Origin of the sequence: Nonomuraea sp. GTA35 (assembly GCF_041950525.1) — a bacterium.
Lineage (GTDB): Bacteria > Actinomycetota > Actinomycetes > Streptosporangiales > Streptosporangiaceae > Nonomuraea.
This window is the reverse complement of sequence record NZ_JBGNUV010000004.1, coordinates 854,231-878,899: the sequence shown is the minus strand read 5'-3', so window position 1 is coordinate 878,899 and position 24,669 is coordinate 854,231. Positions and strand designations below refer to the sequence as shown.

Here is a 24,669-nt window from a genome sequence, read left to right as displayed (position 1 = left end):
GGGCACCGGTTGTGCGCAGGGCCGGGAGATTCACGGTCAAGGGGCCGTCGCCCCGGGCGCGCACGCCCCTTCTCAGGTGTTCTTGATCTCGCAGATCGTGGCGCCCGCCGTGACCGTCTGGCCGATCGCCGCCGTCAGGCCCGTGACGGCGCCGGACTTGTGCGCCGCCAGCGGCTGCTCCATCTTCATGGCCTCCAGTACGACGACCGTGTCCCCCTCGTTCACCACGTCGCCGTCGGACGCCACGATCTTCACGATCGTTCCCTGCATCGGGCTGACCAGCGCGTCGCCGCCCGCCGTCGAGCCCTTCCTGGCCTTGCTCCCCGTCCGCCGCGCCGTCTTCGCGGCCGCGGCGGGCGCGGGCGCGGCGCCCAGGCCGGCGGGCAGGACGACCTCCAGCCGCTTGCCGCCGACCTCGACCGTCACCGTCTCCCGCCCGGGCGCCTCACCGGAGGAGGCCACCTCCCCGTCGTACGGCGCCACGGGGTTGTCCCACTCCGTCTCGATCCACCGCGTGTGGACGGAGAACGGCGCGGACGTGAACGCCGGATCGGCGACGACGGCCCGGTGGAAGGGCAGCACGGTCGGCATGCCGGTGATCTCGAACTCCGCCAGCGCCCGCCGCGCCCGCTCCAGCGCCTCCTGCCGGGTCCGCCCGGTCACGATCAGCTTGGCCACCAGCGAGTCGAACGTCCCGGGCACCGTCATGCCCGCCTCGTAGCCGGAGTCGAGGCGCACCCCGGGCCCGGAGGGGGCGCGCATGGTGGTCAGCGTGCCGGGGGCGGGCAGGAAGTTGCGGCCGGCGTCCTCGGCGTTGATCCGGAACTCGATCGAGTGGCCGCGCAGGGCGGGGTCGTCGTAGCCCAGCGGCTCGCCGTCGGCGATCCTGAACATCTCGCGCACCAGGTCGATGCCCGACACCTCCTCGGAGACGGGGTGTTCGACCTGCAGGCGGGTGTTGACCTCCAGGAAGGAGATCGTGCCGTCCTGCCCGACGAGGAACTCGCAGGTGCCGGCCCCGACGTAGCCGGCCTCCTTGAGGATGGCCTTGGAGCTGGAGTAGAGGATCTCCACCTGCGCGGGGGTCAGGAACGGCGCCGGCGCCTCCTCCACCAGCTTCTGGTGGCGGCGCTGGAGGGAGCAGTCGCGGGTGCTGACCACGACGACGTTGCCCGCCCGGTCGGCCAGGCACTGGGTCTCGACGTGGCGGGGCCGGTCGAGGTAGCGCTCGACGAAGCACTCGCCGCGCCCGAAGGAGACGACCGCCTCGCGTACGGCCGACTCGTACAGCTCGGCGACCTCCTCGATGCGGCGAGCCACCTTGATGCCGCGCCCGCCACCGCCGTACGCGGCCTTGATCGCGATCGGCAGCCCGTGCTCCTCGGCGAACGCCACCACCTCGGCCACGTCGGCCACCGGGTCCTTGGTGCCCGCGACCAGCGGCGCGCCGACCTTCTGGGCGATGTGCCTGGCCTGCACCTTGTCGCCGAGCGCGGCGATCGCGGCGGGCGGCGGGCCGATCCAGGTCAGGCCCGCGTCGATGACGGCCTGGGCGAAATCGGCGTTCTCGGACAGGAAGCCGTAGCCGGGGTGCACGGCGTCGGCGCCGGAGCGGCGCGCGACGTCGATCAGCTTGCCGATGTCGAGGTAGGTCTCCGCCGGGGTCCGGCCGCCCAGCGCGTACGCCTCGTCGGCGACCTTGACGTGCAGGGCGTCGAGGTCCTGGTCGGCGTAGACCGCGACGCTGCCGATCCCGGAGTCCGCACAAGCCCGGGCCACACGTACGGCGATCTCGCCGCGGTTGGCGATCAGAACCTTCCGCACCTGCGTTGTCCTTCCTCCTAGGGTCAGCGGCCCAGGTACGCGCCGCCGTTCACGTGAAGCACCTGCCCCGTGACGTGCCGGGCACCCGGGGAGGCCAAGAAGAGCACGGTATCGGCCACGTCGGCGGGGCTGCCAGGGCGGCCGTTGCGGGTGTTCTCCACGCGGGCCTTGATGCCTTCCTCCGTCAGGCGGCCCCTGAAGAACTCGGTGTCGAGGACGAGGCCGGGGGAGACGACGTTCGCGGTGATGCCCCGGGGGCCCAGTTCGGCGGCCAGGTCGGCGGTCCACGACTCCATGGCGGCCTTGGCGGCGCCGTACGAGCCGGAGCCGGTGCCCCTGGCGGCGATCGAGCCGATCGAGACGATCCGGCCGCCCTCGGCCATGCGCGGGGCGAGCGCGGTCGTGACGAGCACGGCGGACATGAGGTTGGCGTTGAGGTTGGCCCACCACGCCTCGGCCACGTCGATCAGCTCGCGCGGCTGCCTGCGGCCCAGGTTGGTGTTGCCGCCGGCGTTGTTGACCAGGACGTCCACCCGCTCGGGCAGGTCGGCGAGCGCGGCCTGCACCTCGGCGGGGCTGGAGGCGTCGAACGGCAGGAACCGTGCCCCGATGCTGCCGGCGGCCTTGGCGAGCACGTCCTCGCGGCGGCCGGTGATGGTGACGCGGTCGCCGAGCGAGGCGAAGGCGGCGGCGATCGCGTATCCGATTCCGGTGCCGCCCCCGGTGACCACGACCTCGCGCATGAGCCCCCCACGCGATCCGAACATTCCTCGGGTAGACCATAGCCGCTCGGCATAACGGCGGCGATGTCCGTGCGTGCTTCCTTAGGGTGATGGCGCTTTCACAGGTGCCAGGAGGTATGCATGAGCCACAGCATGGTCGGCGGAAACCTGCAGGAAATGCAGCAGATGTCCAACCAGTTCACGCAGCAGGCCGAGGCGGTCCGCGCCACGATGACCGCTCTCGACCGCGAGGCCGCCAAGGTCGGCACCGCGTGGACGGGGCAGGGCGCGCAGCGCTTCCAGCAGTCGTGGCAGAACTACCGGACGGCGTTCCAGCGGATGGCCGAGGAACTGGGTGAGGCTTCGCGGGTCATCACGACGTACCGCCAGAACATCGACACCGCCACGCAATGAGCAACGGGAGAGGCCCTGGCGGGAAGGCTGCTGGGGCTTCTTCCCGTTGAGGGGCCTGTCCGCGCCTTCACGCGGGCGGGATACGCTCTTTCGTCATGATTGGTCGCGTTCTCCTGGCCGGCGCGCTCGCCCTGCAGTTCGCAACCGTATCCGCGCAGGCGGCACCCGAGCGGTGCGAGCCCGAGAAGGCCAGCCCGTCCGTGGCGGAGAGCTGGGCCCAGCGGCGGCTGGACGTCAAGCGCGTCTGGCCCCTGACCATGGGGCAGGGCGTGACGGTCGCCGTCATCGACAGCGGCGTGGACGAGACGCACCCCCAGATCCGCCTGGCGGGCAAGGCCGACCTGACCAACACCAGCTTCCGCGACTGCGTCGGCCACGGCACCGCGGTGGCCGGCATCATCGCCGGTCAGCCCCGCTCCGACCTCCCCTTCCACGGCGTCGCCCCGGCCGTCAGGCTGCTGTCGATCAAGCAGACGACCACCTCGCTGGGTGACGTGGCGCTGCTGGCCAAGGCCATCAGGACGGCCGCGGACGAGAACGCCGACGTCATCAACGTCTCCATCCAGGCGCACGACCAGCCGGAGCTCAAGTCCGCCGTCGACTACGCCCTCGGCCGGGACATCGTGATCGTGGCCGCCGCGGGCAACGTGGAGAAGAACGACGGCTCCACCGGCCCGGCCTACCCGGCGGCCTACGACGGCGTGCTGTCGGTGGGCTCGGCGACCCCGAACGGCGGGCGCTCGACGTTCTCCAACCCGAACGCCGTCGCGGTGCTCGGCCCCGGCGAGGGCCTCAGCTCCACGTGGACGGGCAAGGGCTACCGGAGCAACCTGGAGGGCACGAGCTACGCGGCGCCGTACGTGGCGGGCGTGGCCGCGCTCGTCCGCTCCCGCCACCCCCAGCTCGACCAGCTCCGGGTACGCCGCCGCATCACGCTGACCGCGGACGGCGCCTCCGGCAAGGGCACGGGGGCGGGCATGGTCAACCCGCTGCTTGCGGTCACCGCGGTGCTGCCGTCGGAGCAGGTGGCGGTGGCCCCGCCGGTGCCGGAGCCGCTGCCCGCCTCCGCGGTGCGCAAGGTCGTGCCGCCCGACCAGCGCTCCATCGAGGTGGCCACCGCGGTCGCGGCGGGAGGGCTGTCGCTGGCCGGAGTGACGATCATGGCGTGGATCTTCGTGCCGATGGGACGGCGGCGCGGCTGGCGGGCGGGCTCCTCGGGCGGCTCCAGCGCTAATTGACGGTTAATAGTCAGAGCGCCTAACCGAAACCCCTGATGCGTATGGGGCATATTTGATTAAATGTCCTCCGATCATGACGTAATGCCGGAAGGATGGTCATGGCGGAGAAGGACTCCCAGAAGCCTGAACGGATCGGCGGCCACGAGATCGTCGGCCGCCTGGGCGAGGGCCCGCGCGGTGCCGTCCATCTGGGCCGGGAATCCGAGGACGCGCCCCAGGTCGTGGTCAAGACGCTGAGCACCGACCCGGCGGCCGACCCCGGCTTCGCCGAGCGGCTGCGGAACGTCACCCGGGTGTCCAGCTCCTACGTGGCCCGCACGATCGCCGCCGGCGTCGAGGACGGCCGGCCGTACGTGATCAGGGAGTACGTCGAGGGCCGCTCGCTGGCCGAGGCCGTCGCGGCGGACGGGCCGCTGAGCGGTGACGCGCTGGAGCGGGTCGCGGTGGGCATGCTGACCGCGCTGACCGCCGTGCACGTCGCGGGGTTCGCGCACCGGGGGCTCACGCCGTCGAACGTGATCCTCACCGCCGACGGGCCGCGCGTCACCGACATGGAGCTGGGCGAGCCCGCCGGCGAGCTCGGCTTCCGGGCGCCCGAGCAGCTCGCCGGGCTGCAGTACGGCCCGTACGCCGACGTCTTCTCCTGGGCCGCGACCGTGGTGTTCGCCGCCACCGGCGCCGCACCGTTCGAGCACGACAAGGAGAGCGTGCTGAACGGGGAGCCCCGGATCGGGGAGCTGCCGGAGCCGCTGCGGCAGGTGGTGGTGGCCGCGCTGGCCAAGGAGGTGACGGGGCGGCCCACGGCGTACGTGGCGCTGCTGCGGCTCCTCGGCGACGCGAACGCGCCCATGCCCGCGCCGGCCGTCCAGGGCGTTCCCGTGCCGCCGCAGGGATCCGGCGATCTCGCTCCGACGTTGCTCGACGGCGTTCCCGTGCCGCCCCAGGCCGGCCGGCCGGGCTCCGGCCCCGTGCCGCCGCCCGGCGGGCAGCCGCCGCTGATCCTGCCGATCCAGCTCTCCATCGAGGGCGCTCAGGTGCCCCGGCAGCCGGACGGCCCGATGCACCCGCAGGGCCCGGTGCCCGCCGGCCCCGGCCCGATGATGCCGGGTCCCGCGGCCGGCCCCGGCCCGGTGGGCGAGGGTCCTCCCGGTCCGATGGGCGAAGGGCCGATACCCCCCGGCACCGCGTGGGGGCCGCCGCCGGTGGGGGAGGGCCCCGCTCCGCACGGCATGCCGCCGGCTCCCCTGGGCCCCGGCGCGCCGATCCCCGGCCCGATGGGCCCGGACGGCATGGGCCCCGGCCCGATGGGGCCGGACGGCGTGCCGCCGCAGCACGGTGTCGTCGTGCCGCCGCAGCAGGGCGCCGTCGTGCCGTCCCCGATGGGGCCCGGCCATCACGAGCCCCCGGTGTGGGGCCCGCCGCCCATCGCGGAGCAGCAGCACCCGCCCCAGCACCCGCCGCACCTCCTCCACAGGCAGGGTGACGGCCAGCCGCGCAAGCCGTTCCCCATCGGCCTGGTGGCCGGGGTGACGGCCGTGGTGCTGCTGTCGGGACTCGGCCTGTGGGGCGCGAGCCAGTACTCGGACAAGGTCACGTTCGCGCCCGCCGCCGCGGCCTCCAGCAGCCCGAGCCCGGACAACGCCGCCGCCCACGGGCAGGGAACCCCTCCGGCCGCGCAGCCGCAGACCGAGGTGACCGCGCCGTGGGCGACGACCACGCCCAGCCCGGACGACAACGGCGTCGGCCCCATGGAGCTGCCGTCCCAAGGCCCCAGCAGCTCGGCGGAGGTCCCCGTGCTCACCACGGTGCCGACCCCGCCGGCGATCACGCAGCAGCCGGTGCCGGTCCCCACCGTCACCGTGACGCCCACCAGGACCAGGACGCCGAAGACCACGCCCACGGCCAAGCCGTCGAAGACGGCCAAGCCCAAGCCGACGGCCACGGTCACGAAGACGGTCGAACCCACCAGGAAGCCCACGCCGACCCCCACGCCGACCCCCACGAAGACGACCAAGGAGCCGACGCGGGAGCCGGAGCCGCGGCCCACCCCGACGAAGACCACCCAGAAGCCCCAGCCCACCAAGACCACCGCGGCGCCGAAGCCGAACCCGTACAGCGCGACCCAGGTGTGCGGGAGCGGGTTCGTCGTGCAGCGGTCGAGCTCGTTCAGCGGGGGCACCACGTACCAGCTCTGGAACAACGGCACGGGACAGAACTGCGTGGTCACCCTCAAGTCGGGGGCGAACGTCGGCAAGGCGACGCCGGTCAGCGCCACCCTGGAGGTGCAGGGCGGCGGGAGCCAGACCGACTCGGGGAACTACGAGTACTACGCGGGTCCGGTGAAGCTGTCCGCCAAGGGCAAGTGCGTGCGTTACTCCGGCAGCGCCGGGTCGGGCAGCACGAGCGCCCCGTGGGACAACTGCGGCTAGCCCGGGCGTCCCGCGCCGTGGCACCACGGCGCGGGACGGATCAGTAGCCGCTGTAGCCGACCCCGGTCTTCATGCCCACGACGCCGGGCACGGCGGACACGCTGCCGTAGCGTTCGATGGCGTACCGCACGCCCGCGACGATGTTGGACACCGGGTCGTAGATGCTCCCGCCGAGGGAGTAGGCGTCGAACGTCGGGTCGATGGTCTGCATCAGGCCCTTGGAGGGGTGCCCGGCGGCGGCGTTGGAGTCCCAGAGGTTGATCGCGTTCGGGTTGCCGCCCGACTCGTGCTGGATGACCATCCAGATGTCGTTGGGGTTCATCTTGTCGGCCGGGTAGCCGTGGTCCCGCAGGATGGCGATGGCCTGCTCGATCCACTCCTTGACCTGTCCCGTCGGGGCGGGGCCGCCGCCGGCCGGCGGCAGGCCGCTGGGGCCGTACCCGCCGGGCCCGGCGCCGACGACGGGGCTGCCGCCCGGACCGCCCGCGGCGGTCTGCGCGGTGTAGCTCTCCGTGCGCCTCCAGTCGAAGCGGTATCCGGAGTCCGGCGTGAACCTCTCCTCCCCGGCCAGGCCGATCTGCCGGAACGTGGTGTCCCGCTCGCTCATCAGGGTGCCGAGCGCCTCCTTGGCGTCGTTGACCGCGTCCCTGGCCTCCTGCACCGTCGGGCGCGCGACGGCGATCTCGTCGTTGACCCACTGGCCGATCCGCTCGTCGAGCTTCTCCTGTTCGGCGTCCGGGTTGTTCTGCCTGTACGTGCCCACCCGGGTGAGCAGCCGGTCGCAGATGCCGTCCACGACGCGCTGGGACGACTCCAGGGTGTCGGCGGCCTTCTCCAGCTTGCCCGCGCAGCCGACCAGGGCGTCGTGCAGGTCCTGGCCGGCCTTGCCGTACTTCGACATGTAGCCGACGAAGGCGTTGGCCGACTCGCCCTCCCAGGCCAGGTCCACGGTCGAGACGGCGCCGCCCAGCGTGCCGGTGCTGGTGCTCACCCGGCTCGCGGCCGCGCGCCAGCGGGCGGCGATGTCGCGGATCGACGACGGGCTGCCGCTGACCTCGTCGGCCAGGTCGGCGAGGGCCTCGCCGTTGGGCAGCTCGCGGATGCCTTCACGGGCGCTCATGACGGCTCGTTCGCCCTCCGTACGTTGCTCTGCACCAGGTCGAGCGCCCGTTCGACGCTCTCCAGCAGGCTCTTGGCCTTGCCGAACTCGCTGTCGCAGGTGGTCTCCACCGTGCGTACGGCGTCGGCCAGCGCCGACGCGCCGCCCACCCGGCCGAAGATCGTCGAGTCGGGCCGGTCCGCCGGGTAGTCGTCGGCCAGGCCGCCGAACTGGCCCATCAGCGTCCTGGCCGCGGTGCGGCAGTCGTCGAGCGCGTCGTAGTGGATGTCGAGACCTGCCATGATCCTTTCAGTCCTCCGATGGCGGCCAGAGCGCCGTCTGCGCCAGCCGCGAGCCGTACTTCCTGTCCACGAGGAAGCCGCGTCCGGGTGGCAGCGGCTGGGCGCGGACGTTGCCGAACAGGAAGCCCTCGTCCTTGGTCCCGGACAGGATGACGGCGGGGCTGGCCATGTCCTTGAGCCGCTGGATCAGCGGCTCGAACATGGCCCGGCCCGCGCCGCCCATCGCCCGCGACAGGATCAGGTGCAGGCCGATGTCGCGGGCCTGGGGCAGCAGGTCGGCCAGCGGCATCAGCGGGTTGTTCGAGCCGGAGACCAGGTCGTAGTCGTCGACCACGATGTACAGGTCGGAGCCCTTCCACCAGTCGCGGGCACGCAGCTGCTCGGGGGTGAGGTCGGCCGGCGGCAGCCGCTTGAGCAGCGCGTTGCGGGCGTCCTGGACGAGGTCGAGCGCCGCCTTGGCGGAGGCGGCGTAGCCGATGCGGTTGTCGCCCACGGCCGTGTCCAGCAGGGAGCGCCGGTAGTCGATGAAGATCATCATCGCCTCGCGCGGCTCGTACCTGGCCGCGACGCTCTCCGTGATCACCTTGAGCAGGTTGGACTTGCCGCTCTCGTTGTCGCCCAGCACGACGAAGTGCGGGTCGGTGTCGAAGTCGAGGAACACCGGGGAGAGCGTGGCCTCGTCCACGCCGATCGCGATCCTGCTCCTGCTGCCGCTCTCCTCGGGCCCGGGCAGCGACGCGGCCGGCAGCACCGAGGGCAGCAGCCGCACGCTCTTGGCCGGCGGGCCCTGCCAGGAGTCCCGCACGGCCGTGACCAGCCCCTGCACGCCGGTCGTCAGGTCCTCGGCGTCCTGCACGCCGTCGATGCGCGGCAGCGCGCTGAGGAAGTGCAGCCCGTCCCTGGTCAGGCCGCGCCCTGGCACGCCCTCCGGCACGGCGAGCGACTTCTTCCTGTTGATCTCGGACTCGTACGCGTCGCCCAGCTTCAGCTCGATCCTGGTGCCGAACAGGTCCCTGATGCCGGGCCGGAACTCCGACCACTTGTTCGTGGCCGCCACCACGTGGATGCCGTAGCCCAGGCCGCGCGCCGCCAGGTCGGTGATGACCGGCTCCAGCGCGTCGAACTCCTGCCTGATCGTGAGCCAGCCGTCCACCACGAGGAAGATGTCGCCCCAGCCGTCGCCCTTGAGCGAGCCGTCGGCGATCCGCCTGCGGTAGGTGACCATGGAGTCCACGCCCTGCTCGGTGAACATCCGCTCGCGTTGCTGCAGCACGCCGGCGATCTCGGCGACCGTACGGCGGACCCGGTCGGCGTCCAGCCTGCTGGCCACGCCGCCGACGTGTGGCAGCCCCTCGATCCCCGACAGGGCGCCGCCGCCGAAGTCCAGGCAGTAGAACTGCACCTCGGCCGGCGTGTGCGTGAGCGCCATGCTCGCGATCAGCGTGCGCAGCACCGTGCTCTTGCCGCTCTGCGGCCCGCCGGCCACGCCGACGTGCCCTGACGCGCCCGACAGATCCAGCCAGTACGGGTCCCGCCGCTGCTCGAACGGCCGGTCGATGATGCCGACGACGGCCTGCATCCGCCCGCGCCCCGGCCAGCCGGGCGTCGAGAGCCCCAGCTCGGGCGTGATCGACAGCGGCGGCAGCAACTGCGCCAGCGTCGGCGGCTCGGCCAGCGGCGGCAGCCAGATGCGGTGCGCGGGCGGGCCCTTGCCGACCAGCCGGCCCACGACGACGTCGAGCAGGCTCTGCTGCGACCTGCTCTCCTCCTGGGGAGCGGCCTCCACCGGCTCCTCGACGAGCGGCACGGGCACGAAGTCGGGGCCGTACGGGACGACCTCCCTGATCGGCACCGTGCCGTCGGCGGCGGCCACGTGCCCGGAGGCGGGCGTGAACGGGCCCGACACGTACGCGGCCTTGAACCGGGTCATCCCGGTCGTGTCGAACTTCAGGTAGCCGTTGCCGGGCGCGGACGGCAGCTCGTACGCGTCGGCCACGCCCAGCACGACCCGGCTCTCCATGGCCGAGAACGTCCGCAGGCCGATCCGGTACGACAGGTGCGTGTCGAGCCCGCGCAGCCGGCCCTCCTCGAGCCGCTGCGAGGCGAGCAGCAGGTGCACGCCCAGCGACCGGCCGAGCCGCCCGATCATCACGAACAGGTCGATGAACTCGGGCTTGGCCGACAGCAGCTCGCTGAACTCGTCCAGGACCACGAACAGCGTGGGCATCGGCTGCAGGTTGGCGCCCTGCTCGCGGGCGCGCTCGTAGTCGCGCAGCGAGGCGTAGTTGCCGGCCGCGCGCAGCAGCTCCTGCCTGCGCACCATCTCGCCGTGCAGCGCGTCGTGCATGCGGTCGACCAGCGGCAGCTCGTCCTCGAGGTTGGTGATGACCGCGGAGACGTGCGAGAGGCCGTCCAGGCCGAGGAACGTGGCGCCGCCCTTGAAGTCGACGAGCACGAAGTTGAGTATCTCGGAGGAGTGCGTGACGGCCAGGCCGAGCACGAGCGTGCGCAGCAGCTCCGACTTGCCGGAGCCGGTGGCCCCGATGACCAGGCCGTGCGGGCCCATGCCGCCCTGCGCGGACTCCTTGATGTCCAGCTCGACCAGCCGGCCGTCGCTGCCGAGGCCGATCGGGACGCGCAGCCGGTTGCGGCCGGCCCGGGGCCGCCACGTCTGGCCGGTGTCGAGCCGGGTGGGGTCGCCGACGCCGAGCAGGTCGGTCAGCGTGGTGTTGGTGGACAGCACGTCCTGGGCCTCGCCGCCCTTGGCCGTGGAGGCCCGCAGCGGCGCGAGCTGGCGGGCCAGCCCCTCGGCCCTGATGTAGTCGAGCGCGTCGGGGTCGCCGAGCCGGTTCGTGCTCTCCTTGCCCGCGTGGTCGATCTTGACCATGTGGAAGCCGGTCTGGTTGATGCGCAGGCGCAGCGTGCTGCGCTCCTCGACGACGCCTGAGGAGTTCGACAGGTCGATGACGGTGACGCCGTCGATGGCGTCCGCGCCGAGCTGCGAGTCCTGCGGCACGTGCCCGTGGTCCAGGATGAGCACGTGGTACGGCAGCGCGTCCGGCGAGGCGCCCGGCTTGAACCGGGCCCGCTCCTTCAGCTCGCCGCCCACCAGCCGGTCGAGCTGGGCCAGGTTCTCGGCCATGAGCCTGACCTGGCCGGCGCCGTCGTTCTCCTCCGGGTGCAGGGCGTGGGGCAGCCACTTGACCCATTCCCAGTGGCCCATCCACTCCCGGCCGGCGCAGACCATGATCCGCATGTCGTCCGGCGAGTGGAACGTCACCATCTGCGCCACCATCGCCCGCACCAGGTCGCGGACCATGGCCGGGTCGCCGTCCAGCTTGATCCGGGCGAACGAGTGCAGCGCCACGGCCACCGGGAGCTGGGAGACCGTGGAGTGCGTGCGGATGAACCTGCGCAGCGCGCCCGCGGTCAGGGCGTCCAGGTCCTCGACGGGCTTGGAGTCCGGCGGGATGAGCTGGATGGCCAGCTTCTGGGTGCCGGTGCCCAGGCGTACGGTGCTGAAGTCCTCGTCGCGGGGGCGGCGCTCCCACAGGCGCGGGCCCATCGCGGTCCACCACAGCGTGTCGGGGGCCGGGCCGCTCCACTCCAGCGCCTCGCGCTGCTGGACGGCGGCCTTGCGGACGCGCTTGCGGATCTGGGCCAGGTAGCGGAAGTAGTCGCGGCGGGCGCCGTTGAGCCGCTGCTTGCGCTCGCCCGCCTGGCGGCCGAGCTGGCCGAGCGTCATGCCGACCATGGAGAAGGCGAACAGGCCGCTGGCGACGTACATGATGGGGTTGGCGTTGCTGCCGTTGGCGGTGAACATCAGGCCCATGGCCGCCGCTCCGGCCACCATCGGCAGCCACGTGAGGGCCGCCATCATGCCCTGTGACTGGACCTCGGGGATCTCCGGGGGCGACTCCAGGAGGATCTCGCCACGCGGCGGCTTCGGGCTGGGACGGCGCTCGGGACGCCGTACGACGACGATGCTCACCCTTGGACAGGCCCTTCTGACGCTCGGAAGAACCTTCTTACCAGATGTGCCTTACGTCCGAGTTGGGGTATGAGTTAACTTCTCCTCGCTATGTTGGCCCTGTGACTTCGCTGGCCGAGATCCCGCCTTCGCCGCACGGACTGCACCAGATGCCCGCGCCGCTCCCGCCGCTCTGCCACGTCACGGTGGTGGGACCGCGCAGGAAGGCCGACCTGGCGCTGCCCGCAGACATCCCGCTGCCGCACGTGCTGCCCGGCCTGTTGCGGGCCATGGGCGAGCTGGGCGGCGAGACGGCCGCGGCGCCCGGCTGGACGTTGCAGCGGATCGGCGGGCCGCCCTTCGACCTCGGGCAGAGCCTGGCCCAGCTCGGCGTGCTCGACGGCGAGATCCTCTACCTGCGGCCGCGCCAGGTGGCGCTGCCGCCCGCCAGGTTCGACGACGTGGCCGACGTGGTCGCCACCGGCGTGCGCGAGGGCAGGGGGAGCTGGGAGGCCAGGCACACGCGCGCGATGGGCGGCGGGGCCGCCTGCGGGCTACTGCTGGCCGGGGTCGTGGCGCTGGCGTTCGGCGGGCTGACGCCGCTGGTCACCGCGATCGTGGCGGGGGCGCTGGCGCTGGTGCTCGTCGGGGTCGGCGTGGCGCTGTCCAGGGCGGTCGGCCACTCGGGCGCGGGCGCGCTGATCGGGCACGCCGCGCTGCCGTACGCGTTCCTGGCCGGGCTGCTGGCTCCCGCCGCGGGCGGCGGGCTGGCGGCGCTGGGGGCGCCGCAGGTGCTCGGGGCGCTGGCCTGCACCGCGCTGGTGGCCACCATCGGCGGCACCGCGATCGCCGGCGGCGTGCCCGGCTTCCTCGGCACGGCCATCGCCTCCATGGTGGGCGCGGTGTGCGCGGCCGTGGTGATGGTGGCCGGGGCGTCCCCCGGAGGGGTGGCGGCCGTCGCGGCGGCCGTCGTGATGGCGTTCGGGCCGCTGGTCCCCGTGCTGTCGTTCCGCCTGGCCAGGGTGCCGCTGCCGACCATGCCGACCAACGCGGAGGAGCTGCGCGGCGACAACCAGAACCTCGACAGCGCCTCCGTGCTCCAGCGCACCGGCGCGGCGCAGCGGTACGCGACCGGCATGATCGTCGCGATCTGCCTGGTCGGGCTCGGGGCGCACGCCCTGCTGCTGGCCGAGGGCACGTGGATCGCCGCCATCATGTCCGTGGTGCTCGCGCTGGCGCAGCTCATGCGGGCGCGGGTGTTCCAGGGCGTCGGGCAGCGGATGTGGCTGATGCTCGTCGGGTTCGGCGGGCTGGCCGCGGTGGGCGTGCAGATCGGCGTCGTGGTGGGCGGCCTGGCCGCCGTCGCGGTGCTGCTGGGGCTGCTGTGGACCGCGATGATCGTGGTCGGCATGGGGGTCTGGCTGCCCGACGGGCGGCTCTCGCCGTTCTGGGGGCGGGCAGCCGACATCGTGGAGTGGCTGCTGATCGTGGCGCTGGTGCCGCTGGCGCTGGGCGTGCTGGACGTGTACGCCTGGGTGCGCGGGCTCGGCGGCTGAGCCCCTGACCGGCCCTGGCCTCAGTCGTCGTCGAGCGAGCGGCGGCGGATGGCCTCCAGGTCGGCCATCCGCTCGTGCATGTCGCGCGTGAAGGAGTCCTGGATCTCGTCGAACTGGCGCTGGATCTCCTCCAGGGAGACGCTGCCGAGCTGGGGGGAGACGGGGATGAGCGCCATGGCCCTGCGGGTCTGGTCGTCCTGGGCGGCCCGTACGGCCTGGACGATCTCCTCGGTCAGCTCGTCCAGCTCCATGCGGCTCGCCCTGGCGGCCAGCTTGAGCTGGTCGAGCCGGCCGTTGGCGTCCACCGTCGCGGTGACCGCGCCGCTGCGGCTCTCTCCCGCGCCGGAGATGCTCTGCAGCTCGCCGATCATGCTCGTCAGCTCGCGCAGCGAGCGCTCGCTGTCACGCAGCAGGCTGTCGAGGTCGTCGGGGTTGAAGTCGCGGGAACTCATGCGAGCACGCCACCCGGTCCGGGTTAACAGTTGGGGAGTGCCACATGACCAGATGCTGAAGTGATCAGAAAAATCCCGCTATGAGTGATGAAACGGGTGCAAACCACCGCAAGAATCCAGATCTGTGGGAACCACACGCGAGATCCACATCACCTCGAGCACCATCCGCAAGACGCGCGGGCGCATCGACCGGGAGCTGAAGGACGACATGGTCGGCTTCGTCCGCGGCATGATCCCGGCCGCCGACGTGCAGGGCAACGGCTTCGGGACGTTCGGCGACCCGATCATCGGGGGCACCTACAAGGACGTCCAGGCCCGGTGTGACCAGATCATGGGCGAGGCCATGGAGACCCTGGAGAGCTGGGTGACGGCCATGACCCACTGCGAGCGTAACTGGAACGCCGCCGAGAAGGCGAACATGGTCGGATACCGCGCATGAGCGACCCGTACCTGAACGCCCTCTCCCCGGTGTCCCGGGGGTCGTCGCCGCTGATCCCGCTCAACCCGGAGAGCGGGAAGCTCGGCTCCCTGTCGGCCGCGGGCGCCGAGAGCTCCGCCTCCAGGGGGCTGGCCTCGCTGCGGGCCGCCGGCCGGATCTCCGCCTGGGTCATCCCCGCCGTCATGGTCGCCGCCACCGTCAACGCGGACGAGGGGGAGATCGCGCGGGCCGGCACGATCTGGAGCGTCGGCATGAGCGCCCGGCTCGACGACGGGGTCAAGAACCTCATGCCGCAGATACTCAAGACCTCCGAGACCGGCTGGATCGCGGCCGACCAGCAGGAGTACGCGCGCGTGCACGCGCGCTTCCACGGCGAGATCGGCGCCCTGCGCAAGATGTTCGACGACATCGGCAAGGTGCTCGACGAGATCGCCGCCGCGTTCCGCGCGTACTGGGTGGCCATCTCGGTGCTGGGCGCGGCGACCGTCGCGGCGCTCATCAGGGCCCTGTGGCTGAAGATGTTCCCCGCTCCGCACACGCGGGCCCTGGGGATGCTCCTGGAGCAGCTCACCGGCGCCAAGGTCCTCACGGCGGTGACGATCGGCACCGGCGTGATGGGGGCGCTGCTGTCCAAGGGCGGCGACACGCTGACGACCATGGCCAAGAAGGAGCGCCAGTTCGGCTACGTGGCGCCGACGGGCGTCGCCGCCATCGACTTCCAGCGGGCCCGCCTCGACGTGAGCAACTACCCCTCCTTCAAGGAGCCGCCCGCTCCTGGGCGTCTTCCGGCTGGTTCGCAGAACTTTGACTGGATCGCGCCGGGTGTGAGCACAACCACGCCGTGAACGTGGCTCTTGGTGCAAGATGTGACTCGTGACGGATTTCGGGGACTTCGCCAACATCGACGTCGATCGTCTGTTGCGCGGCGTCGACGAGCAGCTCGCCAAGTCCGACGAGCTGCAGAGGCGTCTGCCGATGGTGGTCGGCAGGGGTGAGGACGCCGACGGCATGGTCGTCGTCGAGTACGCCCAGGAGGGCATCCGCACCCTGGACATCCACCCCAAGGCCATGCGCCTGGCGGCCGCGGAGCTGTCGGAGAAGGTCAAGGAAGCCGTGCACGCCGCGACGACGGACCTGCAACGCGAGATCGAGGAGCTCATGGCCGAGCTGTTCGGGACGGCTGCCACGCCGTCGCGCCTCATGAACGATCCGGAGGCCCTGCTCAAGCCGATCAGGCAGGCGGAGGCCAACTACGACCGGGCGTTCGAGAACGTCATGGGCGAGCTGGACCGCATCCGCCGAGACCTCGACCTCTGATTTACCAGCGGGTTTGCTCCCCTGTCGAGATCCTGTTACATCTTCGCCATAGGGACGCCTGTTACTCAAGAGGCAAATGGTGCTTATATGGATAAGCGACCGAAATTGCACACCACGGAGGTAGCAAGTGAGCTATTTTGGGGCGTCAAGCTCCCAGATCAACCTGGCGGCGGGACACGTCACTGACACGGCCCAGTTCATCGAGGGTCTGCGCGTCGCGGTCGAAACCACCTCCAACGGTCTGCTCAACGCCGACTGGCTCGGCCCGGCGGCCAACCGGTTCCGCACCATCATGGAGAGCTGGGACAACCAGATGCGGACCGTCCGCCAGGACCTCGAGGGCATCGCGGAGAAGATGGGCGCCAACGCGATCACCTACAGCATGACCGACGACGACGTGCAGGCAGGTGTCGGCAAGGTCGAGTCGCTCATCAACGCGGACGTCAGGTAAGGGGGGACCGACATGCCTGAGATGGATTTCACCAAGGTCAACTTCAAGAACATGGACCTGGCCGCCAAGGACTACGAGGACATCGTCAAGGCCTTCGACCAGGCCCTCGACGACCTGGTGGCCAAGCTGCTGCAGCAGCTAGAGGAGAACTGGGACGGCGACGTCGAGGGCGCCAAGGCCGAGTTCATGCGCTTCAAGACCAAGTGGGACAACGCCGCCGCCACCATGAGCACGAACCTCGTCGAGCTGCGCGGCGCCGTCCAGATCGCGAACCAGAACTACCAGGCCGCGGAGGCCCGTAACAAGGCGATGTGGTACGACGGCTGAGCCGTCACTCCGCCGTCGTTCTTTCTTCGGCCACCGCCCGCGGTGGCCGAACGCGTGAGGAGAGGATCATGGGGGAGCTCGACCCCGCGCAGTGGCGGGGGCTGGACGACACCGACGCCGATCTGTTCTACAACGTCGGCAAGATGCGTGCCGTCGCCGACGACCTGGAGATCGCCCTGGTGCCCACGCAGGGCCCAGGGGGCACCAAGGACGGCGGCACGGGCGCGGTGGAGGCCCTCACCAGGTACTTCGACCTGACCCAGCAGCACATCGGGAGCTGGCCCGCCGCCGCCGCGTTCGCGCACAGCGTGGGCACCACCGGGCCCGACCCGGGCGGCCAGGTGTCCCTGGAGGGCCGCGGGCAGCGCCTGGCGACCCTGTACCAGGAGTACGTCGAGTGCTGCCAGCGCGTCGTGCAGGCGATCAGGGACAGTGCCGCGGTCTACGAGCGCACCAACCCCGTCAGGGGCGAAAGCTGAAGGTGAGAGTCAGTGGCTGAGCGGACCGTCGACATCCGCGACCCCTCCAGGCGGCCGAACGCCGGCGAGGTCAGCGCCTCCCGCGAGGAGATCCAGCGGTGGCTGGACGGCACCTCCCCGCTGGAGGTGCACGACCGCGGCATGACCTACGGCCGGGTGGCCGAGGCCATCAAGGCGGTGGCCGACGCGCTGCCCGACATCGGCGTCGCGCTCAACGGCGCCTGGCGCTCGGAGGCGGCCGCGAAGACCCAGCGCGCGCTGCAGATGCTGCACGCCAGCGGCACCGAGCTGGCCGACGCGATGACCAAGATGTCCGAGGCACTCACCCTCTACGGGCGCGACTACCTGCCGACGGCCATCGAGGAGGTGCGGGCGGCCTCGAACCAGCGGTCCGACGCCGAGCCCCAGCCCTCGCCCGGCCCCTCGCCGACGGCCTCGGCCAGCCCCGAGCCCACCACGCCGCCGATGCTCGGCCCCCAGACCACGAACGGCTGGGACCAGCCCACGCCCGGCGCCACCCCGCAGGCGTCCCAGCTGGACGACGAGGCCGCCAGACGGGCGATGGAGAAGCTCGACCGGCACATCGTCGACCTGTACGACTTCAAGATCCCCGAGAGCGTGACCATCGACCTGCCGGCGGTCACGCCGGTCACCGACGACGGCGGCCGGGACATGCCGGTGATCGACCAGGGCACGCCCTACGACTTCCGCGACTCCCGGAGCAGCGGCGGGTCCACCGGCGGCTCCTCCGGCTGGGGCGGCTCCAGCGGCTCCACCGGCTCCTCCGGCTCGTCGGGCTCCAGCGGGTCGAACGGCTCCAGCGGGTCGGACGGGTCGCCCGGCTCCGGTTCAGGCCCGGGCACCGGCTCGGGAACGGGCCCCGGAGACCGGCCGGGCGCCGAGACCCCGGGCGGAGACGGCCCGGGCTCGTCCGACACCCCGGGCTCCTCCGACAACCCCGGCTCCTCCGGCCCACCCGCCGACCAGGGCTCCCCGGCGCCCGGGAACCAGAGCGACGACACCGACGGCACCACGCCGTCCGTGATCGACAGCAGCACCACCGACCCGGAACGCGCCACGCAGACCGGGACCGAGACCCAGGACCCCCGGGCCACCGAGACGGCGGGCACCCCGCCGGCGCCCACCACGCCGACGCCGACGCCGACGCACACCCCGGTCACGACGCCGCAGACCACCTACGTCACGCCCCCGGGCAGCGCCGCCCCCGCCGTGATCGGCGGGTCCGGCCCGTACACCCAGCCGGGCGTCCCCGGTGCCGCGGCGGCGGCCAGGGCGGGCGCGGGCGGCATGGGCTACCCCTTCATGCCGATGGGCGGCGGCGCGCCCGCCGGCGAGCAGGAGCAGCAGGAACAGGGGACGAACCTCAAGGGAGAACGCGACGACTGGCACTCGGCGACGGAGAGCACCATCTCGCCGGTGATCCGCAACTGAGGGAGGCGGCATGGCCATCCAGCTCGACCAGAACTGGCCGGGTGCGTCGGACGACGACGAGAACGAGGACCCGTACACCGACCGTGCCGAGGTGCGGCGCATCGCGGGAGACCTGCACGAGCTGCTCAAGAAGCTCACCACCTCCTCCGGCGTCCCGGTGACGGAGTACGCCGTCGCGCCCGGCGACCCGGTGCCGGGGCCGCAGCTCCCGCCGGGCGCCGGCTCGCTGCCGGACCTCCAGGCGCACTGCGCGCTCAACCAGGAACAGATGGGCCAGTGGCAGGCCGCCATGCAGTACGGGACGGCCGCCTTCAGCGCCTACTCGATGCTGATCGGCGAGCCCGGCACCACCAGCGGCCTCTACGCCGGCCTGAACAAGCAGGCGGAGGAGTCCTTCGACGCCGTGCTGGAGATCGCACGGACGTCCCAGACCGCCGAGCAGGCGACCGAGGAAGCCACCTCGCGTCAGGCCTGAGACGAAAGAAGAGCGCCATGGCTGACCAGCCCGAGACACAGACCTTCACTCTCCGCTACGGCGACCAGCCGATCGACACGTCGGTGCGCGAGGCCGGGTTCATGGAGAGCATGTTCCGGGACACCATCGGTGAGATCCGGGACATGATCGACGCGACGGACCCGGCCGCGGTCCAGCTCGCGGGGCTGTACTACCAGGCCGCCGAGCCGCTGCTGAACGAGTTCGCCGCGGACCTCAAGACGAAGGCCGCCGAGCTGGCCGAGCACTACAGGGGCCCCGCGGCGTACCAGACGCAGCTCCAGCTCCGCAGCCTGCACGCCAGCGTGGTCGAATTGGCCGCCAAGCTCGGCGCGATGGGCAGGTCGCTGAAGCCGTACGGCGACACGCTGCAGTGGGCGCAGGCCAACGTGGTCGAGAGCAGGGGCCGTGACTCCCGCTCCGACAACGACATCGACTGGGCCGACCAGGTCCCGTTCTACGGCATCAAGCGCAGCAGCGACCGGGCCACCCAGCACCTGCGGGAGGTCAACGAGCGGATCGCGCAGCACTACGAGACCCTGCCGGCGGACGTGCAGCAGGCGCTGCCGATCGTCGTCGATCCTGAGATGCCGGACTTCAACAACACCGGGCTGCGCGGGCCGCAGGTCGGGAGCCTGGGCAACGGGGACGTCCCTCCCCACCAGAACGCCTCGTTCGACCCCGGCTCGGTCCCCCGCGGCCCGTCCGCCGACGGCTCCTACCCGTCGGCTCCCGGGCAGTACCCCGGCAGCTACGGCAACGGCGGGCTGGACCCCGGCGCCGGCACGGGCGGCACCGGAGGACTCGGCGGGCCGGGCGACAGCGACGCCTACGGCGGCGGTGACCCGTCCGCGCTCGCCAACGGCACCCTCGGCGCCACGCCGGGCGCGCCGACCGTTCCCTCCGCGCCCTCCGCTCCCTCGGCCGTCTCACCCCGCGACTACGACTCCACGAACCTGGCGAATTTCGACCCCTCGCAGGTGGGGGTGCCCAACGGCCCGAACAACACCACCGCGACCTATCCGGGCAACGGCCCGGGCATGTCCACCACCGTCAGCCCGAGCAACACGGCGATGAGCAACCCCGGCGCGAACGCGGCGGCGAACGCCGCCTCCGCGGCCGGACGGATGGGGCTCGGCGGCATGGGCATGCCGCTGCTGCACGCCCCCGTCTCCGCCCGCCGCAAGGAGGAGGAGTCGGGCGGGGAGAACACCTCGAACCTCTACGAGGACGACGACGTATGGGGTGGGCCCGAAGGCACCACCCCATCCACGCTGGTCTGAGCTCAGTCGCAGTGCTCGAGCGGGCTGTCGTACCTGGCGGAGCCGATGGCTCCGCCCCACTTCACGCAGGTCTTGCGGGCGGTGTCCTTCACCGGGCCCGCGTAGTACTGGTAGCTGCCGGAGTCGGTCTTGCGGGCCTTGCCCTGGACCTCCAGGTACGCCTGCACGGCCGCCTTGCCCGAGCCGCTGTTGCGCAGCGTCGTGACGCAGTTCTGGCCGGTGGCGGCCGAGTAGAGCAGCACCACCTTGCCCGCGGAGCCGAGGTTCTGCGAGTCGATCTGCTTGAAGCCGGAGCCGCAGATCTGCGTGGCCGAGTACGGGTTGCCGCTGCCGCCGCTGTTGTTGTTGCCGTTGCCGGTCTGCGTCTGCGTGCCGCCGCCGCAGTTGCGCGAGGTCAGCGTCTGGTTCGGGTAGCGGTAGGTGGTGCCGTTGAACTTGGCGGGCACGATGCTGCCGGACGACGTGCGCTGCTCGTAGTGCAGGTGGGCGATCATGCCCTTGTACTTGGCGGACGACCTGCCCACCGTGCCGATCTTCTGGCCCTGGCGGACGCTGGCGCCCTTGGCGACCGAGCGGGCGTTCAGGTGGGCGTACAGGGTCACGGTGCCGTCCGAGTGCCGGATCTTGATGACGTTGCCGAAGCCGTCCGTCCTCCGGTACTCCGACATGATCACCGTGCCGGCGCCCGCTGCCACGACCGTCCTGCCGAGGTCGGCGTTGCCGTCGGTTGCGCTGCCGTTGAAGTCGATCTCGTAGCCCGCGGTGTGGGCGCGGCTCTTGCTGCTGCCCACCCAGGTCTCGCCACACGGGAACGGCAGCTGCAGCGTGGAGGCGGCCGTTGCGGCATCCGCCGTGCCCACGCCGGTCAGAGGCACTACGGCCAGGCCGCACGCGCCTGCTATCAGGGTCTTGATCCGCATGCGGAAAGGCTGCCATCCGGATCATACAGGCGTCTAGATCATTGGCCAACTGTTCACGCAAGAAGTTGATTTCTGTCGATATCGTAGCCAGGTCCGCACATAACGCGATTTATGGGCTGGGAGGGTGTGCATGGCCACCGACAACGGAGGCGCTCAGTACGCTGGCGGCTCGCTCGCCGGCGCCACGATCCAGTTCGAGGACGGCCGCATCAAGCAGGTCGGCCAGGATCTGGGCGCACAGGCGCCCAACATGAACGCCATCGCCCAGAACGTCGGCGGTATCCGCGTCGAGCCGCCCGCCTTCGGCGTCATCGGCATCGGCCTCAACTACGCCCACGACCAGCTCAAGGACAGCGCCCACAACAACCTCAAGACGGCCAGGGACGTCCTGTCGGACTACCGGACGGCGCTGGCCAAGCTGGAGGAGAACTACCAGAAGGCCGACAAGGACAACGACGGCATCATCAAGACCGACCCCTACGCGGGCCCCGGCACAGGCCCGGGCATCGACCCGGCCTCGCTCGGCGGTGGCATGCCGAAGACCGGCGACCTGCCGGGCGCGGGCGATCTGCCGTCCACCAAGATCCCCAGCTCCGAGCTGCCCGACTCGAAGCTCCCGGACTCCAAGCTGCCCGACACCGACCTCCCGAAGACGGACGTCCCGACGCCGGACATGCCGGACACCAAGGTCCCGGACACCGATCTGCCGGACCCGAACGTGCCGGACCCGAACGTGCCGAACCCGAACCTGCCGAACGCCAACCTGCCGGACCCGAACGCCACGCTGCCCACCACCCCCTCCATCGAGGACCAGCTCAACCACAACGTCCCCACCGTCCCGACCGTCCCCAACACCTCCCTGCCGACCGACCCCACCAAGACCGACCTGGCCAATTTCGACCCCTCGAAGCTGGGCACGATACCCACCCCCTCCGTCCCCAGCACCACCACCACGCTCGGTCCCGGCCTGTCCCCCGGCAGCCCCACGGGCGTCTCGCCCGGCAGCGTGCAGCAGGCCGCCGCGGCCAGCCCCGCCTCGGCGCGCGGCATGAACGGCATGGGCATGGCGGGCATGCCCTTCATGCCTCCCATGGGCGGCGCGGGCGGCGACCAGAACAACGAGCGCGACAAGCCCGACTACGTGCGCGGCGACGAGGCGGACTGGGTGGACGACATCGACATCGCCCCGCCCGTGATCGGCGAGGCCTGAGAGAGACAGGAAGAACATGGGCACAGGAAGCGACCGCGGGCAGTTCATCTACGCGGCCACGACGGCGACCGCCGCGGCCGCGATGTTGTACGAGTACCCGATGGCCAGGAACATCGCGCTGATGATCGGCACGATGGTGTCCAACCCGCACAGCATGACGCTGGCCGCCGAGCAGTGGAGCAATCCCGAGGGCGACGGTGACATGAACATCGAGTCCGTCAAGCAGGCGGTGCGCGCCCTGCGCGAGGAATGTCTCGAGCAGGAGTGGTGGAAGGGGCCCGCCTGCGACGCGTGCATCGCCTCGCTGGACACCCTGATCGAGCAACTGGACAAGGCGGGGCAGTACCACCTGGGCGTCGGCCAGGGCGTGGGAAGCCTCGCCAACGCCTACCACTGGGCCGCGGAGGTGGCGACGATCGTGGCCACCTCCATGCTGCTGCTCGCCGGCTGGAAGAAGCTCGTCCCCATCTTCGCTCCCTGGCCCGGGGTCCAGGCGGCCATGGCTCTCGCGATCTTCGTAGCGCTGACCCGCATGGGCATGGTGGTCAGGGGCATGCTGGGCAAGCAGATGAAGTCCGTGGCGATGCTCACCGTCCTCGTGGGCGCCATCAACTTCATGTGCATGTCGCTGGGCCAGTTCATCGAGCAGAGCCGCCCCCGGCCGGACTTCGCGCCGGCCGCCCTGGAGTACGTCGGCAACGACGCCACCGGCGTGGGCACCCTGCAGCCCAAGAACGGCGGCATGCCGAGCATCCCCACCACCGGCATGGGCGGCATGAGCGCCTTCATCTAGACCTGTTGTCCGGCACGCGGGGGGCCGCCCGGCCCCCCTGGCGGTCACTGAGCGGTGACCTGCAGCGGCGAACGCGCGACCTGCGGGTCCAGCGCCGGCCCCTCGGGCAGCAGGTGGACGAGGTTGCCGGGGATCGGTGCCACGTCCTCCACGCCATACCCCAGCTTGTTGATCTGGTCGCCCGACTGCAGCTGGTACCGCCTGCCCTGGTCGCTGATCAGGAAGTAGGTCTGGACGAACGCCTTCTGGCCGTCGCCCGGCAGCAGCCCGCCCAGCGCCGCCGAGCCCGCCGGCATCAGCACCTGGTCGAAGTGCTCCTGGTCGCCCCGCACGCTCGGCGCGGGGATGGCCATGGTGCCGCCGACCGTCACCTTCGCCTTGGCCGAGCCGTTCTGCGTGTCGGCGTACACGGAGCACAGCGGAGACGACGAGGACGCGACCGCCTTGGGCAGGCTGGTGGGCATGCCGCCCACGGTGAGGGTCCGGCCGCTGCTCGCGGCGTTGGCCGTGGCCGCGTCGAGCTCCAGCGGCATGGCCGCCTTCCCGCCGTACGCCCGCTTGAGCCCGGGCTCCTCCAGCAGCAGCGTGGCCTGCGTGACGTTGACGGTGGCCAGGCCGTCGGCGAGCAGCACGTACCAGCGGTCGGGGGCGCCGCCGACGCCCTTCACGGTGTAGACGCGCCCGATGGCGGCGGTGCGGCCGTCGGGGCCGCGCGTCTTCTTCCCGAGGCCCGGGATCCCGGGCGCCTTGAAGTCGGGGCCGGTCGGAACGGCGTTGATCCAGGCGGAGGGCACCCGCTTGGGGCGCGCGTCGAGCACCCGCACGCCGGCGTCGCCGGTCTTCATCCGCTGGTCGTTCCAGATCACCCAGTTCTCCTGGCCGTTCGTGACGACCATGGCGCCGGTGCCGATCGGCGTGCCGCCGACGGCACTGCCGCCCACGAGCGTCACGTACGGGACCGCCGTGCCCGTCGCGTCGGGCGCCTCGGTCACGCAGACCGACCACGGGCCCTTGACCAGCTTCTCCCTGGGCGGCAGCGAGTCGGGGGCGCCGGCGATGCCCACGAGCGGCCCGCGCGGGTACTTGGCGAGCGAGGCCGCGGTGACGTTCCTGACCTCGAAGTTGGTGGAGTCCAGCAGGAGCAGCGCGGAGACGTAGTTGGCGACCGGCAGCATCCGCTTCTGCTCCTGGCTGTAGACGTACTTGGCGCCGGTCTCCTCCTCCACGAGGAGCTGCCCGGCCGCCTCCAGGTTCGTCGCCGCGCCCGGCTTGAGCAGCCCCCAGATCCCGAACGCCGCCGTGACCAGCAGCGCGACGATGATCCCGCAGAACATGGCCACGTTGTGCCGCCGCATCGGGGACTCGGGCACGTCCGGCTCTGCCTGCAGCAGCGCCATCCCCAGGCGCTGCTGCATGAGCTTGTGCGCCTGGTAGAGGTCCTTCCGGGTCTGCATCTCTCTCCCCACGTGTCGCCGGCATCAGCATAGAACGCGCACATA

General features: G+C 71.6%; 23 protein-coding genes. 15 read left to right on the top strand and 8 right to left on the bottom strand.

Annotated elements, in window-relative coordinates; all coding sequences use genetic code 11:
- Positions 1-72: 72 nt before the first annotated feature.
- Entirely contained in the window at positions 73-1,824 is a 1,752-nt protein-coding gene (locus ACBJ32_RS22500; protein ID WP_375128350.1) for an acetyl/propionyl/methylcrotonyl-CoA carboxylase subunit alpha, read from the bottom strand.
- Between the two features lie 23 nt (positions 1,825-1,847).
- Positions 1,848-2,567: an SDR family NAD(P)-dependent oxidoreductase gene (locus tag ACBJ32_RS22495; RefSeq protein WP_375128349.1), complete on the bottom strand. Its 720-nt coding sequence runs from the start codon at positions 2,565-2,567 to the stop codon at positions 1,848-1,850.
- 120 nt (positions 2,568-2,687) lie between these two features.
- Here ACBJ32_RS22495 and ACBJ32_RS22490 point away from each other — a divergent pair, with 120 nt between their 5' ends.
- From ACBJ32_RS22490 to ACBJ32_RS22480, 3 genes are all read left to right on the top strand, one after another.
- Entirely contained in the window at positions 2,688-2,960 is a 273-nt protein-coding gene (locus tag ACBJ32_RS22490; RefSeq protein ID WP_168013589.1) for a WXG100 family type VII secretion target, read from the top strand.
- A gap of 95 nt (positions 2,961-3,055) precedes the next feature.
- Positions 3,056-4,198, top strand: a complete 1,143-nt coding sequence (locus tag ACBJ32_RS22485; protein WP_357886615.1) for a S8 family serine peptidase — start codon at positions 3,056-3,058, stop codon at positions 4,196-4,198.
- 98 nt (positions 4,199-4,296) lie between these two features.
- A complete protein-coding gene (locus ACBJ32_RS22480; protein ID WP_375128348.1) occupies positions 4,297-6,627 on the top strand; it encodes a protein kinase in 2,331 nt (776 codons plus the stop codon).
- 40 nt (positions 6,628-6,667) lie between these two features.
- On the opposite strand, the gene ACBJ32_RS22475 is transcribed toward ACBJ32_RS22480, so the two are convergent.
- Genes ACBJ32_RS22475 through eccCa form a run of 3 tightly spaced genes read right to left on the bottom strand, consistent with a single transcriptional unit; the run spans position 6,668 to position 12,019 of the window.
- Complete coding sequence (locus tag ACBJ32_RS22475) at positions 6,668-7,747, bottom strand: WXG100 family type VII secretion target (protein ID WP_375128347.1); 1,080 nt, start codon at positions 7,745-7,747, stop codon at positions 6,668-6,670.
- On the bottom strand, positions 7,744-8,028 hold the full coding sequence (locus ACBJ32_RS22470; RefSeq protein WP_357886606.1) for a hypothetical protein: 285 nt from the start codon (positions 8,026-8,028) through the stop codon (positions 7,744-7,746). Before ACBJ32_RS22470 ends, ACBJ32_RS22475 begins: the two co-directional genes overlap by 4 nt.
- Before the next feature lie 7 nt (positions 8,029-8,035).
- Positions 8,036-12,019: a type VII secretion protein EccCa gene (gene eccCa / locus ACBJ32_RS22465; RefSeq protein ID WP_375128346.1), complete on the bottom strand. Its 3,984-nt coding sequence runs from the start codon at positions 12,017-12,019 to the stop codon at positions 8,036-8,038.
- Positions 12,020-12,120: 101 nt separating this feature from the next.
- Here eccCa and eccD point away from each other — a divergent pair, with 101 nt between their 5' ends.
- Positions 12,121-13,554 (top strand): type VII secretion integral membrane protein EccD, encoded by a 1,434-nt coding sequence (gene eccD, locus ACBJ32_RS22460; RefSeq protein ID WP_357886600.1) that lies wholly within the window; start codon positions 12,121-12,123, stop codon positions 13,552-13,554.
- 20 nt (positions 13,555-13,574) lie between these two features.
- On the opposite strand, the gene ACBJ32_RS22455 is transcribed toward eccD, so the two are convergent.
- The gene (locus ACBJ32_RS22455; protein WP_375128345.1) at positions 13,575-14,006 is read right to left on the bottom strand and encodes a YbaB/EbfC family nucleoid-associated protein; all 432 of its coding nucleotides are present in this window, start codon (positions 14,004-14,006) and stop codon (positions 13,575-13,577) included.
- 124 nt (positions 14,007-14,130) lie between these two features.
- Here ACBJ32_RS22455 and ACBJ32_RS22450 point away from each other — a divergent pair, with 124 nt between their 5' ends.
- The 9 genes from ACBJ32_RS22450 to ACBJ32_RS22410 all read left to right on the top strand — a co-directional run bounded on the left by ACBJ32_RS22450 (position 14,131) and on the right by ACBJ32_RS22410 (position 20,247).
- On the top strand, positions 14,131-14,445 hold the full coding sequence (locus tag ACBJ32_RS22450) for a hypothetical protein (protein ID WP_357886595.1): 315 nt from the start codon (positions 14,131-14,133) through the stop codon (positions 14,443-14,445).
- Entirely contained in the window at positions 14,442-15,290 is an 849-nt protein-coding gene (locus ACBJ32_RS22445; protein WP_375128344.1) for a WXG100 family type VII secretion target, read from the top strand. Before ACBJ32_RS22450 ends, ACBJ32_RS22445 begins: the two co-directional genes overlap by 4 nt.
- A gap of 28 nt (positions 15,291-15,318) precedes the next feature.
- Positions 15,319-15,762, top strand: coding sequence for a YbaB/EbfC family nucleoid-associated protein (locus ACBJ32_RS22440; RefSeq protein ID WP_375128343.1), 444 nt, complete (start codon positions 15,319-15,321; stop codon positions 15,760-15,762).
- A 127-nt stretch (positions 15,763-15,889) separates the two neighbouring features.
- Positions 15,890-16,213, top strand: a complete 324-nt coding sequence (locus ACBJ32_RS22435) for a WXG100 family type VII secretion target (RefSeq protein WP_375128342.1) — start codon at positions 15,890-15,892, stop codon at positions 16,211-16,213.
- 12 nt (positions 16,214-16,225) lie between these two features.
- The gene (locus tag ACBJ32_RS22430) at positions 16,226-16,540 is read left to right on the top strand and encodes a WXG100 family type VII secretion target (RefSeq protein ID WP_357886583.1); all 315 of its coding nucleotides are present in this window, start codon (positions 16,226-16,228) and stop codon (positions 16,538-16,540) included.
- A gap of 68 nt (positions 16,541-16,608) precedes the next feature.
- Positions 16,609-17,019, top strand: coding sequence for a hypothetical protein (locus ACBJ32_RS22425; protein WP_357886580.1), 411 nt, complete (start codon positions 16,609-16,611; stop codon positions 17,017-17,019).
- 12 nt (positions 17,020-17,031) lie between these two features.
- Positions 17,032-18,471, top strand: coding sequence for a WXG100 family type VII secretion target (locus ACBJ32_RS22420; protein ID WP_375128341.1), 1,440 nt, complete (start codon positions 17,032-17,034; stop codon positions 18,469-18,471).
- 10 nt (positions 18,472-18,481) lie between these two features.
- Positions 18,482-18,946 (top strand): hypothetical protein, encoded by a 465-nt coding sequence (locus tag ACBJ32_RS22415; RefSeq protein ID WP_375128340.1) that lies wholly within the window; start codon positions 18,482-18,484, stop codon positions 18,944-18,946.
- Positions 18,947-18,963: 17 nt separating this feature from the next.
- A complete protein-coding gene (locus ACBJ32_RS22410; protein WP_375128339.1) occupies positions 18,964-20,247 on the top strand; it encodes a hypothetical protein in 1,284 nt (427 codons plus the stop codon).
- A 2-nt stretch (positions 20,248-20,249) separates the two neighbouring features.
- Here ACBJ32_RS22410 and ACBJ32_RS22405 read toward each other — a convergent pair whose 3' ends face one another.
- Positions 20,250-21,167: a M23 family metallopeptidase gene (locus ACBJ32_RS22405; RefSeq protein WP_375128338.1), complete on the bottom strand. Its 918-nt coding sequence runs from the start codon at positions 21,165-21,167 to the stop codon at positions 20,250-20,252.
- Between the two features lie 130 nt (positions 21,168-21,297).
- Here ACBJ32_RS22405 and ACBJ32_RS22400 point away from each other — a divergent pair, with 130 nt between their 5' ends.
- Both ACBJ32_RS22400 and ACBJ32_RS22395 read left to right on the top strand, forming a co-directional pair.
- Positions 21,298-22,377, top strand: a complete 1,080-nt coding sequence (locus tag ACBJ32_RS22400) for a hypothetical protein (protein ID WP_375128337.1) — start codon at positions 21,298-21,300, stop codon at positions 22,375-22,377.
- Positions 22,378-22,393: 16 nt separating this feature from the next.
- The gene (locus ACBJ32_RS22395) at positions 22,394-23,170 is read left to right on the top strand and encodes a hypothetical protein (protein ID WP_375128336.1); all 777 of its coding nucleotides are present in this window, start codon (positions 22,394-22,396) and stop codon (positions 23,168-23,170) included.
- Positions 23,171-23,214: 44 nt separating this feature from the next.
- Here ACBJ32_RS22395 and eccB read toward each other — a convergent pair whose 3' ends face one another.
- On the bottom strand, positions 23,215-24,624 hold the full coding sequence (gene eccB / locus ACBJ32_RS22390) for a type VII secretion protein EccB (protein WP_375128335.1): 1,410 nt from the start codon (positions 24,622-24,624) through the stop codon (positions 23,215-23,217).
- Positions 24,625-24,669 lie beyond the last annotated feature (45 nt).